13 protein-coding genes are annotated in these 11,799 nt (G+C 67.8%); 7 read left to right on the forward strand and 6 right to left on the reverse strand.

The features are described from left to right. Positions 1-81 precede the first annotated feature (81 nt). The 4 genes from ASG64_RS03255 (at position 82) to ASG64_RS03270 (ending at position 3,112) form a co-directional block, all read left to right on the forward strand. Entirely contained in the window at positions 82-426 is a 345-nt protein-coding gene (locus tag ASG64_RS03255; protein ID WP_056070012.1) for an MmcQ/YjbR family DNA-binding protein, read from the forward strand. 69 nt (positions 427-495) lie between these two features. Further along, positions 496-1,899 (forward strand): ferredoxin reductase family protein, encoded by a 1,404-nt coding sequence (locus ASG64_RS03260; protein WP_056070014.1) that lies wholly within the window; start codon positions 496-498, stop codon positions 1,897-1,899. A gap of 23 nt (positions 1,900-1,922) precedes the next feature. Further along, a complete protein-coding gene (locus ASG64_RS03265) occupies positions 1,923-2,378 on the forward strand; it encodes an FMN-binding protein (protein ID WP_056070018.1) in 456 nt (151 codons plus the stop codon). Further along, positions 2,375-3,112: an FAD:protein FMN transferase gene (locus ASG64_RS03270; protein ID WP_056070020.1), complete on the forward strand. Its 738-nt coding sequence runs from the start codon at positions 2,375-2,377 to the stop codon at positions 3,110-3,112. Before ASG64_RS03265 ends, ASG64_RS03270 begins: the two co-directional genes overlap by 4 nt. Here ASG64_RS03270 and ASG64_RS03275 read toward each other — a convergent pair. The 5 genes from ASG64_RS03275 to ASG64_RS03295 are packed head-to-tail and all read right to left on the reverse strand — an operon-like array spanning position 3,093 to position 7,273. Next, on the reverse strand, positions 3,093-4,040 hold the full coding sequence (locus ASG64_RS03275) for a Ppx/GppA phosphatase family protein (RefSeq protein WP_056070023.1): 948 nt from the start codon (positions 4,038-4,040) through the stop codon (positions 3,093-3,095). The genes ASG64_RS03270 and ASG64_RS03275 overlap by 20 nt on opposite strands. Next, positions 4,037-4,552: a DUF501 domain-containing protein gene (locus tag ASG64_RS03280; protein ID WP_042572989.1), complete on the reverse strand. Its 516-nt coding sequence runs from the start codon at positions 4,550-4,552 to the stop codon at positions 4,037-4,039. Before ASG64_RS03280 ends, ASG64_RS03275 begins: the two co-directional genes overlap by 4 nt. Positions 4,553-4,586: 34 nt before the next feature. Beyond that, positions 4,587-5,168 carry an FtsB family cell division protein gene (locus ASG64_RS03285; RefSeq protein WP_042572988.1) on the reverse strand — a complete coding sequence of 194 codons (582 nt, stop codon included), beginning with the start codon at positions 5,166-5,168 and terminating at the stop codon, positions 4,587-4,589. An 8-nt stretch (positions 5,169-5,176) separates the two neighbouring features. Next, positions 5,177-6,472, reverse strand: coding sequence for a phosphopyruvate hydratase (gene eno / locus ASG64_RS03290; RefSeq protein ID WP_042572987.1), 1,296 nt, complete (start codon positions 6,470-6,472; stop codon positions 5,177-5,179). Positions 6,473-6,526: 54 nt separating this feature from the next. After that, complete coding sequence (locus ASG64_RS03295) at positions 6,527-7,273, reverse strand: lytic transglycosylase domain-containing protein (RefSeq protein WP_056070028.1); 747 nt, start codon at positions 7,271-7,273, stop codon at positions 6,527-6,529. 209 nt (positions 7,274-7,482) lie between these two features. Here ASG64_RS03295 and efeU point away from each other — a divergent pair, with 209 nt between their 5' ends. The 3 genes from efeU to efeB are packed head-to-tail and all read left to right on the forward strand — an operon-like array spanning position 7,483 to position 10,767. Beyond that, positions 7,483-8,322, forward strand: coding sequence for an iron uptake transporter permease EfeU (gene efeU / locus ASG64_RS03300; protein WP_082518310.1), 840 nt, complete (start codon positions 7,483-7,485; stop codon positions 8,320-8,322). 44 nt (positions 8,323-8,366) lie between these two features. After that, entirely contained in the window at positions 8,367-9,506 is a 1,140-nt protein-coding gene (efeO, locus tag ASG64_RS03305) for an iron uptake system protein EfeO (RefSeq protein WP_056070034.1), read from the forward strand. After that, on the forward strand, positions 9,487-10,767 hold the full coding sequence (gene efeB, locus ASG64_RS03310) for an iron uptake transporter deferrochelatase/peroxidase subunit (protein WP_042572983.1): 1,281 nt from the start codon (positions 9,487-9,489) through the stop codon (positions 10,765-10,767). Before efeO ends, efeB begins: the two co-directional genes overlap by 20 nt. Positions 10,768-10,777: 10 nt before the next feature. Here efeB and ASG64_RS03315 read toward each other — a convergent pair whose 3' ends face one another. Continuing rightward, a complete protein-coding gene (locus ASG64_RS03315) occupies positions 10,778-11,794 on the reverse strand; it encodes a MazG family protein (RefSeq protein ID WP_082042842.1) in 1,017 nt (338 codons plus the stop codon). Between the last annotated feature and the right edge of the window lie 5 nt (positions 11,795-11,799).

The following is an 11,799-nucleotide window of genomic DNA, read 5'->3' on the forward strand; positions in this document are numbered from 1 at the left end:
CGTCGACCCGACGGAACACAAGGGACATCGCCGCAGGCGCGTTCTGCGGTAATGCAGGCCGCGCAGTGACAGAATTGCGTCATGTCGACCGAGGACGACGTCAGAGAGATAGCGCTGTCGCTGCGCGGGACCGCCGAAAAGCCGTCCTACGGCACACCGGGGTTCCGCGTGAAGGACGTCCTGTTCGCACGGTTGCACGAGATGCCGGACGTTCTTCTCGCCTGGCGGCCGAGCATCGACGATCGCGAGGACCTGATCCGGTCCGACCCCGACAAGTACTTCACCACCGACCACTATGCCGAGCACTCCTCGGTGCTCGTTCGTCTACCGGCCGTCGACAAGGACGAACTGCGGGAACTCCTCGAGGAAGCGTGGGAGGCCCGCGCACCGGCCACCCTCCGGAAGCTGGGTCCCCGCCCCGACTGATCGCCGCTCACAGCGAACACCCGGGTACGTCCCAGCCCCACTGCAGTCGTGGCGCCGAGACTCGGGCCCATGAACACCTCCCTGTCGCCCGAACGGACCACCGTGCGCCCCGGGCCACGCGGTCCGGTCGTCCATCGATGGTGGCGCGACGTGTCCGCGCTCGCCGGATGGTCCGTACTCCTCGTCGTCGTCTCGCTGTGGGTGTCGGACGGAGGCGTGCACGACCTGGCAGGGTCGTGGGAGACCGCGCTGACATCCTCCGGCCGCCTCCTGGGACTGATCGCGTCCGCACTGATGCTCCTGCAGATATTCCTCATGGCGAGGGTGCCCTGGGTGGAGAAGGCCTGGGGCCAACAGAATCTGACTCGACTGCACGGTGTGGTCGGCTTCACCTCGTTCGCCGCCATGATGGGGCACATCGTCCTCGTCACCGCCGGGTACGCCGCCGCCGATCCCAGCCGGTTCGTCTCCACAGCGGTGGATCTCGTCCTGAACTATCCCGGCATGGTGCTCGCCGTACTCGGCACCGCCGCGCTGATCATGGTCGTGGTCACCTCCGTGCGCGTGGCACGCCGACGACTGCGTTACGAGTCGTGGCACCTTCTCCATCTGTACGCCTATCTGGGTACCGGCCTCGCCCTGCCGCACCAGCTCTGGTCCGGCCAGTCCTTCCAGCAGTCGACGACTGCGACCGTGTTCTGGTGGGGTCTCTACATTCTCTGTGCCGGAACGGTTCTGGTGTACCGCATCGGCCTGCCGGCGTGGACGTCGCTCCGATCACCGATACGGGTGATCGGCGTCCACCGTGAGAGCGAGTCGGTGGTCTCGGTGACAGTGGGTGGCCCCGGGGTGGCCAGGCTCGACGCACACGGAGGCCAGTACTTCCAGTGGCGTTTCCTGGACGGCCCGGGATGCTCGCGCGCGCATCCATATTCGTTGTCCGAGACACCGGACGGCACGACTCTCCGGTTCACCGCCGCGATCGTCGGAGACGGCTCGTCCCGACTCACGCAGCTGCGCCCCGGAACGAGGGTTCTCGTGGAGGGACCGTACGGGCACATCCACGCCGGCGCTCGCACGCAACCGAAGGCTCTGCTGATCGGCGCCGGCATCGGCATCACTCCGATGCGCGCGCTGATCGAGGACCTCTCGACGTCGCCGGGTGACGTCATGGTGATCAACCGCGCCCGCACGCGTGCCGACGCCGTCCTGCACGACGAACTCGTCAACATCACGCATCGCCTCGGGGCCGGATACGCGGTGGTGGACGGGCACCGCATTCCGGGACGCGACAGCTGGCTCCCGGTTTATGCCGCTCGCTGGTCCGACACTCACGTCCTCGCCCGGCTGTGCCCCGACGTCGCGGACCGTGACGTCTTCGTCTGCGGCCCTCCCGAGTGGGCCGCAGCAGTACGTCGGGCCGCGTCGGCCCTCGGCACACCGCCGCGACAGATCCACACCGAAAACTTCTGACACTACGACTCTCGAGGGACATCATGCGCCGCATATCCTGGTGGTTCGCTAGCACGGTCACCGCCGTCGTTCTGGCATTCAGCTATCACACTTCGACCGGAACGACGCCGATGACGGCTGTCGTCGCCACCGCCGCACCCACGGGCACCGCCGCGACCGAGACTGCGGTTCCCACGGCGATCGAGTCGAACACCACTGCCGCGCAGACCTTCACCGGCGAATCGGTCGACACTCGATGGGGTCCTGTCCAGGTTCGGATCACCGTCACGGACGGCTCCCTGAGTGACGCGACAGCCATCGTCTACCCCACCGCGAACGGTAAGGATCAGCAGATCAATGCCCGCGCACTTCCCGTCCTGGGGAGTGAGGCGGTCGCGGCACAGAGCGCATCCATCGACATGGTCTCCGGCGCCACGGTCACCTCCGAGGGATACATCCAGAGTCTGCAGTCCGCACTCGATCAAGCCCACCTCGCATGACCACCCGGGCATGGGTCGAGCAGATCATGGGCCTGCCGATCTCTCTGCACGTCCGGGCGGCCGACACCGATCGCGACGACATCGCCGACGCGGTTGCCGACGCGTTCACCGACCTACGCCGAGCCGATGCCGTGTTCTCGACGTGGCGCGCCGACAGTGACGTGATGCGCTGCCGTGCAGGGACTCTGACCCTTGCCGCTGCCGATCCGACCGTCCTCGAGGTCGAATCGCTGTGCCGCCGCGCCGTTCAGGAGACCGGCGGCATCTTCACGACCGATCTGGTCGGGCCCGACGGATCGCGAGGTTTCGACCCGACGGGCGTCGTCAAGGCATGGGCCGTGTCGCGAGCGGTGCGTTCGCTCGCCGGTCTCGACGGCCTCGCCTACGCGCTCAACGCCGGCGGAGACATCGTGTTCGGCACCGGACGGGACGGTCAGGACTTCGGACCCTGGCGTATCGGTATCCAGGATCCGACGGACCGCGGACGGATTGCCGACACCGTGTCGCTGACCGTGGGTGCCGTGGCGACATCGAGTTCGGCCGAACGCGGCGGGCACATCGTCGATCCGATCACCGACCAGCCTGTGAAGCAGGACTTCTCGACGACGGTGGTCGGACCGGACCTCGTCTGGGCCGACATCTGGGCAACCGCGACGTTCGTCGATCCGACCGCGCTGAACGGCCGCGATGCGTGGACCGACTACGGCCTACTGATCACCGACGGGCGACGCTGAGCGCGATTCCGTCGAGGATGTCATGTTCGCTGACCACCAGAGTGTCGATTCCGGCTTCGGCTCCGATGCGCTCGGCCAAGGTCGCCGCGATGATCGATCCGCCGCCGATGACGTCCACTCTGCCGGGGTGCATGGGCCCCAGCGCGGACCGGTCCGCTCGGGTCATCCCGACCAGGCGGTCGCAGACGTCACGAAGATCGGTGAACGGTATGCGTGAGAGGTGGATCCGGTCCGGATCGTATGCCGGCAGATTCTGTGCCACGGCGGACAGCGTCGTCATCGTGCCGGCCACACCGACCCAGGTCCGAGCGTCCCGGACCGACACGGCGTCGAACGCGGGCTCGAGGCGTTCCTCCACGAAGGCCTGACCTGCACGGCGCTCCGCTTCGGTGGGCGGATCGGACTCGAGGCAACGCTCGGTGAGACGGACGCAGCCGATGTCGGCCGAGTAGGCAGCGCGAACACCGTCGGCGTCACCGAGGACCAGTTCGGTGGACCCACCCCCGAGATCGACGACGAGGAACGGGCCGTCGGCCGGATCGAGGTCGCCGACCGCACCCGCGAACGACAGTCGCGCTTCTTCGTCACCCGAGATGACCTCGGCGACAGCATCCTTCGCGACCGGAGCGAGAACTCGGCGCGTCATGTCGAAGAAGACCTGCCTGTTGTCGGCGTCGCGTGTTGCCGACGTCGCGACCATGCGAACCGCGTCGACACCGCCGAGCCTGTCGATGACGCCCACGTACTCGGCCAATGCCTTCTCGGTCCGTTCGATCGCTTCCGGTGCGAAGGACCCGGTGGCGTCGACACCCTGTCCGAGGCGGACCACCGTCATTTCCCGAGCGAGATCGTGAAGTCCGGAGTCGTCGATCTCGGCGACCAACAACCTGATGGAGTTGGTTCCACAGTCGATGGCGGCGACTCTCATGCCCGTAGCTCCTCGATGGTGGGCCAGTCGGACGGGAGCGCGGTTCCACGCAGTTTGCCCTCTGCGGCCAGCGCCACGGACTCGTCGCCAAGCGGGTTGGCTCCCGGGCCCTTGGCCAGGGAATGAGCCATCAGCACGTGCAGGCACTTCACACGGTCGGGCATGCCGCCACCGGTGAAATCGGTTCCGAGGGGCTCGATCTCGTCGCGCTCGGCGAGATACGCCACGTGCGCGCGCCGGTACGCGGCGGCCAGATCCTCGTCGACCCCGAGACGCTCGGTCATCTCCCGCATCACGCCCGCCGACTCCTGCCGGCTGGCCTCGGCGGTGAGGCGAGGATCCGTCAAGTAGAAGAGCGTGGGGAACGGGGTGCCGTCGGGAAGTTTCGGCGCGGTCTTGACCACGGCCGGACGGCCGTCGGGTGTGCGATAGGCGATCTCCAGCACGCCGCGGGGCTCGCGGCCGAGTTGGGCGGAGACGGCGTCCAGATCAGCGGGCGACACGTCGCTCATGGGTGACAGCCTTTTCGTCTTCGGAAGTGGGGGTTCAGCGTGGAGTGGTCGCCGTGGACCACAGATCGCTGTACCACGGGCCCGGAGGCGCCGGCGGCGGATCGTTCTCGATGTCCGAACGTGCACGCGCACCGGGCAATTGGACCTGGTAGGGGGTTTCGCCGGGCATGACGTAGCCGAGGCGCTCGCGCGCCTGGGCCGTGATGTAGGCGGGATCGTCCGTCTGAGCCTTGCGGATCTGCAGGTCGCGCACCCGCTCCTCGAGCACCTGCCGCTCGTCGGCGACGGCAACCGCGTCGCCACGCTGCGAGATGTACGTGCGCAACGGAACTGCCAGGGTGAGAGCGAGAGCACAGATCACCACGGCCAACGCGACGGCTTTGCCCGTCGACAGGCCCAGGAACGTGCGGTCCTTCTTCTCACCACGACCACGGCGGGGCCGGCGCCCGACAAGCGCTGCGCCCTCGGTGACGACGTCGTTGACCACGCCCGAGACGGTCCGGGGCGTCGATGCCCCGGACCCGTCCCGGCGAGTGGATCGACCGGGACGCGCATCTCGACGCGGCGAACGGCCACCCGGCCGCGCCGCGCTGCGGCGACTGTCCCGATCACTCATGGTTCTGCTCAGCTGTCCTTCGACGTGAAGTCGAGACGCGGGAACGCCAGTTCGCCCGAGTACCGAGCGGCATCGCCGAGCGCTTCCTCGATGCGGAGCAACTGGTTGTACTTGGCGACGCGCTCGCTACGGGCAGGGGCACCCGTCTTGATCTGTCCGCTGCCCACGGCGACGGCCAGGTCGGCGATGGTGGTGTCCTCGGTCTCGCCGCTGCGGTGGCTCATCATGGTGCGGTAGCCACTGCGGTGCGCGAGGTCGACGGCGTCGAGAGTCTCGGTGAGCGTGCCGATCTGGTTCACCTTCACCAGCAGAGCGTTGGCCGCACCCTTGACGATGCCTTCTTCCAGACGCTCGGGGTTGGTGACGAAGAGGTCGTCGCCGACGATCTGGACGCGGTCACCGATGCTGTCGGTGAGGGCGACCCAGCCGTCCCAGTCGTTCTCGTCCAGCGGGTCCTCGATGGAGACCAGCGGGTACTGGTCCAGGAGTTCCGCGTAGAAGGCCGACATCTCCTCGGACGAGCGGTTGCTGCCCTCGAACGCGTATCCCGTTCCGGCGGTGTAGAACTCGGTGGCGGCGACGTCGAGCGCCAGCGCGATGTCGGAGCCGAGCGTCAGACCGGTCTTGCCGACGGCCTCGGAGATGAGGTCCAGGGCGGCCTTGGTGCCGGCGAGGTCCGGCGCGAAACCGCCCTCGTCGCCCAGGCCGGTGGACAGGCCCTTCTCCTTGAGAACCGACTTCAGCGAGTGGTACACCTCGGCGCCCCAGCGGAGCGCTTCCTTGAAGGTCGGTGCACCGATGGGGGCGATCATGAATTCCTGCACGTCGACGCCACTGTCGGCGTGCGCGCCGCCGTTGATGATGTTCATCATCGGCACGGGGAGGATGTGCGCGTTCGGCCCACCGAGGTAGCGGAACAGCTCGAGGCCGGCGGACTCCGCAGCAGCCTTGGCGACGGCGAGCGAGACGCCGAGGAGCGCATTCGCGCCGAGGCGCGACTTGTCGGCCGTGCCGTCGAGGTCCAGCAGAGCCTGGTCGACGGTGCGCTGCTCGATGGCGTCGAGGCCGATGACGGCCGGCGCGATCTCGTCGAGCACGGCGTTGACGGCCTTCTCGACGCCCTTGCCCTGGTACCGGTCTCCGCCGTCGCGAAGCTCGACGGCCTCGTGCTCACCGGTCGAGGCACCGGACGGAACGGCTGCGCGCGTGAGCGTGCCGTCGTCGAGTGCGACCTCGACCTCGACCGTGGGGTTGCCACGTGAGTCGAGGATCTCGCGAGCTCCGACCTGTTCGATGATGGCCACGAATGAACTCCTAATCAGGCATGTGGATGGTGCAGGCACTGCTCGCCCCACAGACTAGCCGGAGGGACGTGTACCGACGGAGTAGGCGGCGGCCGCGTCGCGCACATCCCTGGAGTAGACGCCCGACTGGTTGTACGCGAGGAGCGCCCGATGCCACCCCTCGGGAGTGGTGAGGTCGCCGCCCCGCGCGCAGAGGTAGCGGCCCGCGGTGAGGGCTGCATCGTCGAGGTTGTCCGGGTCGGCCCGGCCGTCACCGTTGGCGTCGACGCCCCACTTGCGCCACGTCTCGGGAATGAACTGCATGGGCCCCATCGCCCGGTCGAACGTCGTGTCGCCGTCGAGTTCACCGCCGTCCGTGTCGGCGATCTCGGCGTTGCCGGCAGTGCCGTTCAACGGCACGCCGCGGATGGGAGGCGCCGACGTCCCGTCCACGCCGATGGACGATCCGGCGAAGGTTCCGTGCCGACTCTCGATGTAGCCGATCCCCGCCAGGGTCGTCCAGGCCAGCCCGCACCCGGGCGCCGACCGTGCCATCACCGCGGCCGCGTGTCCGTAGGACTCGAGTGCGGTCGATCCGATGCCGAGCGGATCGGCGAGTGGGGCGGCCCAGTCCACCAACAGATCGGCCGATCTGCCGGGGGCGTCGACGTCGATGGGAGGTAGCGGGGCACCGACACCGGGTGGCACTCCCTCGGGGATCTCGATCCGAGGCCGATCGATCTCGCTGCATCCGGTCAGGACCACGGCGGCGATAAGGGCGACCGCCGCGCCGCGTCGACGCCCGAGGCGTGGTGGATGCATGACTCCATCATCCCGACAGAAAGTAATAAACAGTTAAAGAGGACCTAAAGTCCTGATCGAGCGCTGTTTTCCGGCCTTCCGCCCGTGTATGTTCAGCATCGAGTGAGGGTCGCCTTGCCTAAGACCCGTCGCTACTACGTCCTTCTCCAGGAGAACCTGCCGTGTCCACACTCCTCGTCGCAGCGTCCGCGCCCTCCGTGGCCACGCAGATGGTCGGCAGCGGTCTGATCGGACTCCGCGAGGGACTGGAAACAGGCATCGTCGTCATGATCCTGGTCGCTTTCCTGGTCAAATCCGATCGTCGGGACGCGCTCCGATGGGTGTGGGTCGGTGTCGGATCGGCAGTCGCGATGGTCGCTGCGGTGTTCGCCGTCATCCACCTGGGCACGTCCACCGTCACCGGCCTGACCGCAGAGATCATCGCCGGAGCGGCATCGCTCGTGGCCGTCGCCATCGTCACCGGCATGGTGCTGTGGATGCGGACCGCCGCGGCGTCGATCTCGGGCAACCTCAAGGCCGGCATGGCCCGCGCGCTCGATGTCGGACCCGTCGCCGTGACGTCCCTGGCATTCCTGGCCGTCGGCCGAGAGGGAATCGAAACTGCCCTCCTCATGGTCGGATATGCCGAGAACACCAACGGAAGTTCATGGCCGCTGCTGGGGTTGCTGGCCGGAATCGCGACCGCTGCGGTCCTCACGGTGATGCTCTACCTCGGCACGATCCGCATCGACTTCGCCAAGTTCTTCCGCTACACCGGCATCTTCCTGGTGTTCGTCGCGGCAGGGATCCTCGCCTACGGCGTGCGGGCACTGCAGATCGGCGGCGTACTCCCCGGTGGCAGCGCCACCGCCTTCGACATCAGCGCCACCTGGGATGCCGGCAGTTGGTACGGCACCGTCGTCGCGGGAATCTTCAACTTCCGCCCCGAGCCGACCGTTCTCCAGGTCGTTGCCTGGGTGGTCTACCTCGCGGTCGTCCTTCCGGTGTTCCTCCGGCCTGCCGTCCGGCCGGCAGCTGCCGTTCCCCAGCCGCAACCCGCGGCCTCCTGACCGACTCTGCATCCCGACCCCATTCTCGAAAGGGCCCTTTCTCCATGCGCACCACGACACGACTTCTGTTCAGCGCGGCCGCGCTGCCCCTGGCACTGACGGCCTGCACCGAGAAGGAAACGCCGGTGGCAGCCGACGGCGGCGACATCATCGTCGACGCGAACGACAGCTCGTGCGACGTGGGTGCAACCAGTGCGCAGACCGGCAGCTCCACCTTCCAGGTGACCAACAACGGCTCCAAGGTCACCGAGTTCTACGTCTACGGTGACGGTGATCGCGTCATGGGCGAGATCGAGAACATCGGCCCCGGTGTCTCCCGCCAGTTGATCGTCGCCCTCCCCGAACCCGCCACCTACCAGACAGCGTGCAAGCCGGGAATGGTCGGCGACGGCATCCGCGGCGACTTCGTCGTCACCGGAGAGGCTGTCAGCACCGACGCGGACGGCACGCTCGCCGAGGCGGCGGACGGGTACAAGCGTTACGTCGTCAGCCAGGTCACGGCACTGCAGGAGACCACCGCGACCTTCGTCGACGCCGTGAAGTCGGGAGACATCGAGAGCGCCAAGGCGCAGTTCCCGATCGTGCGGACCTACTACGAGCGCATCGAGCCGGTCGCCGAAAGCTTCCCCGACGACCTCGACCCCCGCATCGACCTGCGTGAGCCCGATGTCGAGCCGGGTACGGAGTGGACCGGCTTCCACCGCCTGGAGAAGGACCTGTGGGCGCAGGGTGTGCAGCCCGACACCGGTGCCGTCGCGGACCAGCTGAAGGCCGATGTCGACGAACTCGTCGCCGGTGTCCAGTCCCCCGACTTCGTCGTCGACCCGATCACCGTCGCCGGCGGGGCACAGGGCCTGCTCGACGAGGTCGCGCAGACCAAGATCACCGGCGAGGAAGACTTCTTCTCCCACACCGATCTCTACGACTTCCAGGCCAACGTCGACGGATCGCAGGCTGCCGTCGCAGCGCTGGCGCCGGTGTTGTCCGAGCGCGACCCCGAACTCGCCGCCACCATCGACCAGCGCTTCGCCGATCTCGACACCGAGCTGGCGAAGTTCCGTCAGGGCGACGGCTTCGTCTCCTACGACACGGTCACCGAACCGCAGCGCCAGGAATTGTCGAAGAAGATCGACGCGCTCTCCGCGTCGGTGAGTCAGGTGCAGGGTGTCGTCGCAGGCGCCTGAGCGCGAGTCCGACACGGACGCCGTCGCCACACCACCTCGGAAACTCTCCCGCCGAGCCCTCTTCGGCGGCGTAGGAGCGGGCGCACTCGCCGTCGGCGCAGGTGCGGTGATCGGCCGGACGACGGCTCCCGAGCAGCCCGTCGCGGCTCCGGCGGACGCCGTCGTACCGTTCCGGGGCGCGCACCAGGCAGGCGTCGTCACGCCCGCGCAGGACCGCATGCACTTCGTGACCTTCGACGTCACCACCACCTCTCGCGAGGACGTCGTCGCGATGCTCACCGCCTGGACGGCGATGGCGGAGCGGCTCACCGTCGGCGCCGAGTCGGTCCCCGGCGGCGTGGTCGGCGGCGGACAGTACGAGCCACCCGGCGACACCGGCGAGGCATACGGCCTGTTGCCGTCGAACCTCACGCTGACCGTCGGCTTCGGTCCCTCGTTCTTCGACAAGTTCGGCCTCGCCGACCGCAAGCCTGATGCGCTGCAGGAACTTCCGCGTTTCCCCGGCGACGACCTCGATCCCGCACGCAGCGGCGGCGACATCGCCGTCCAGGCCTGCGCCGACGACCCCCAGGTCGCCGTCCACGCCATCCGCAATCTGGCGCGCATCGCGTTCGGCACTGCGTCCGTACGCTGGTCGCAACTGGGATTCGGCCGCACGGCATCGACGTCGACGACACAGGCGACTCCTCGCAATCTGTTCGGTTTCAAGGACGGAACGAACAACCTCAAGGCCGAGGAGACCGCGGCCGTCGACGAGCACGTCTGGGTGGGCGAGGACGCCGGCACCGACTGGATGGTCGGTGGCACCTACCTGGTAGCGCGTCGTATCCGCATGAAGATCGAGCCGTGGGACCGCGCCGTACTGGGTGAGCAGGAACGCGTCATCGGCCGATCCAAGGCCACCGGCGCTCCCCTCAGCGGTGGCACCGAGTTCGACACCGTCGACCTCGGCTCGTCGACGATCGCCAAGGATGCACACGTGCGTCTCGCGTCGTCGGAATCGCTGGGCGGAATCAAGATCCTGCGCCGCGGCTACAACTTCACCGACGGGTCCGACGGCTTCGGCCATCTCGACGCGGGTTTGTTCTTCATCGCCTTCTGCAGCGATCCGCAGACGCAGTTCGTTCCGATGCAGGCTGCACTGGCACGTCGGGATGCGTTGAACGAGTACATCTCCCACGTCGGATCGGCCGTGTTCGCCTGCCCTCCCGGCGTGCCCGACGGTAGCGACGGGTACTGGGGCTCGACGCTCTTCGCGTGAGCGAACAGCGCTACCGCGTGGCGGCACTCCCCTGCGCCGGCGGGCGATGGTGCGACGCCGCGATCCGAGCGTCGTCCGTTCCGGTGGCGGCGAGCGGACGGCCGAACATGTCCGTGCCCGGCCAGTACTTCGACCACGCTCTCGCATCCATCTCGGCGGACCGGACGCCGTCCATCGCCGCGCCACGTTCGGCGGCACGGACGTCGGCGACGAACTCGTTGACGGTGCGCCGCAGGGTGTCCTCGGCGCTGGCACCACCGTGCTCGTCCGTGATGTCGATGCGCACCTCGAGCATGTGGTCCGGAACGAAATCTTTGGGCAGTCCGGCCCGGACAGCACGCGTGACCACCTGCTGAGCCAACGCCAACGACGGTTGAGCCATGGCGATGCCGTCGAGGCACGACGCCCGGGCCTTCTCGGCGGCCTTGCGCTCTTCCCACGCCTTCTCCTGCGCCACGATGTCCACGGGCGCTCCGGACGTGTCGTCGAGGTGCGGACTGCGATGGGTCAGTTTGGTCACCAGCGTCGATGCGACGTCGTCGATGTCGAACGCGTCGTCCCCGCCGTCACGAGCGATGCGTGAGTGGAACAGCACCTGCAGCAGCAGGTCGCCCAGCTCCTCCCGGATGGCGTCGGAATCACCGGACTCGATGGCGTCGAGAAGTTCGTAGGTCTCCTCGAGGAGGTAGGTCCGGAGAGTCTCGTGAGTCTGCTGCGCCTCCCACCCGCCGAGGGACCGCAACTTGTCGATGATGAAGACGGCCTCGGCGAGATTGCCGCCCTTGGGAACGGGGACCTCGATGACGTCCTCACCGCGGGTGATGCGTTCCTGCACGTCCGGGTTGTCCCGGCTGGTGCTGATGAGCACCTCGGGCTGGTCCTGGTCTCCGGCGGACGTGAAGCCCGTCAGACGCCAGCGGATGGACACCGGAACTTCCTCGGTGAACCCCACGGGCTTGTCCAGCAGCGATACCGCTGCGACCGGCACCATGGTCGGACGGAGGGGATCCAGAAGCAGCACTGTCATCTGCG

This window comes from Rhodococcus sp. Leaf247, from assembly GCF_001426185.1.
Taxonomy (GTDB): Bacteria; Actinomycetota; Actinomycetes; order Mycobacteriales; family Mycobacteriaceae; genus Rhodococcoides.

Coding starts and splice junctions, on each gene's coding strand:
- efeO (WP_056070034.1), top strand. CDS start 8,367: ATGCGCACCACGACACGACTTCTGTTCAGCGCGGCCGCGCTGCCCCTG.
- ASG64_RS03285 (WP_042572988.1), bottom strand. CDS start 5,168: ATGAGTGATCGGGACAGTCGCCGCAGCGCGGCGCGGCCGGGTGGCCGT.
- ASG64_RS03275 (WP_056070023.1), bottom strand. CDS start 4,040: ATGAGAGTCGCCGCCATCGACTGTGGAACCAACTCCATCAGGTTGTTG.
- ASG64_RS03315 (WP_082042842.1), bottom strand. CDS start 11,794: ATGACAGTGCTGCTTCTGGATCCCCTCCGTCCGACCATGGTGCCGGTC.
- ASG64_RS03265 (WP_056070018.1), top strand. CDS start 1,923: ATGCGCCGCATATCCTGGTGGTTCGCTAGCACGGTCACCGCCGTCGTT.
- ASG64_RS03255 (WP_056070012.1), top strand. CDS start 82: ATGTCGACCGAGGACGACGTCAGAGAGATAGCGCTGTCGCTGCGCGGG.
- ASG64_RS03260 (WP_056070014.1), top strand. CDS start 496: ATGAACACCTCCCTGTCGCCCGAACGGACCACCGTGCGCCCCGGGCCA.
- efeU (WP_082518310.1), top strand. CDS start 7,483: ATGGTCGGCAGCGGTCTGATCGGACTCCGCGAGGGACTGGAAACAGGC.
- ASG64_RS03280 (WP_042572989.1), bottom strand. CDS start 4,552: ATGAGCGACGTGTCGCCCGCTGATCTGGACGCCGTCTCCGCCCAACTC.
- ASG64_RS03270 (WP_056070020.1), top strand. CDS start 2,375: ATGACCACCCGGGCATGGGTCGAGCAGATCATGGGCCTGCCGATCTCT.
- ASG64_RS03295 (WP_056070028.1), bottom strand. CDS start 7,273: ATGCATCCACCACGCCTCGGGCGTCGACGCGGCGCGGCGGTCGCCCTT.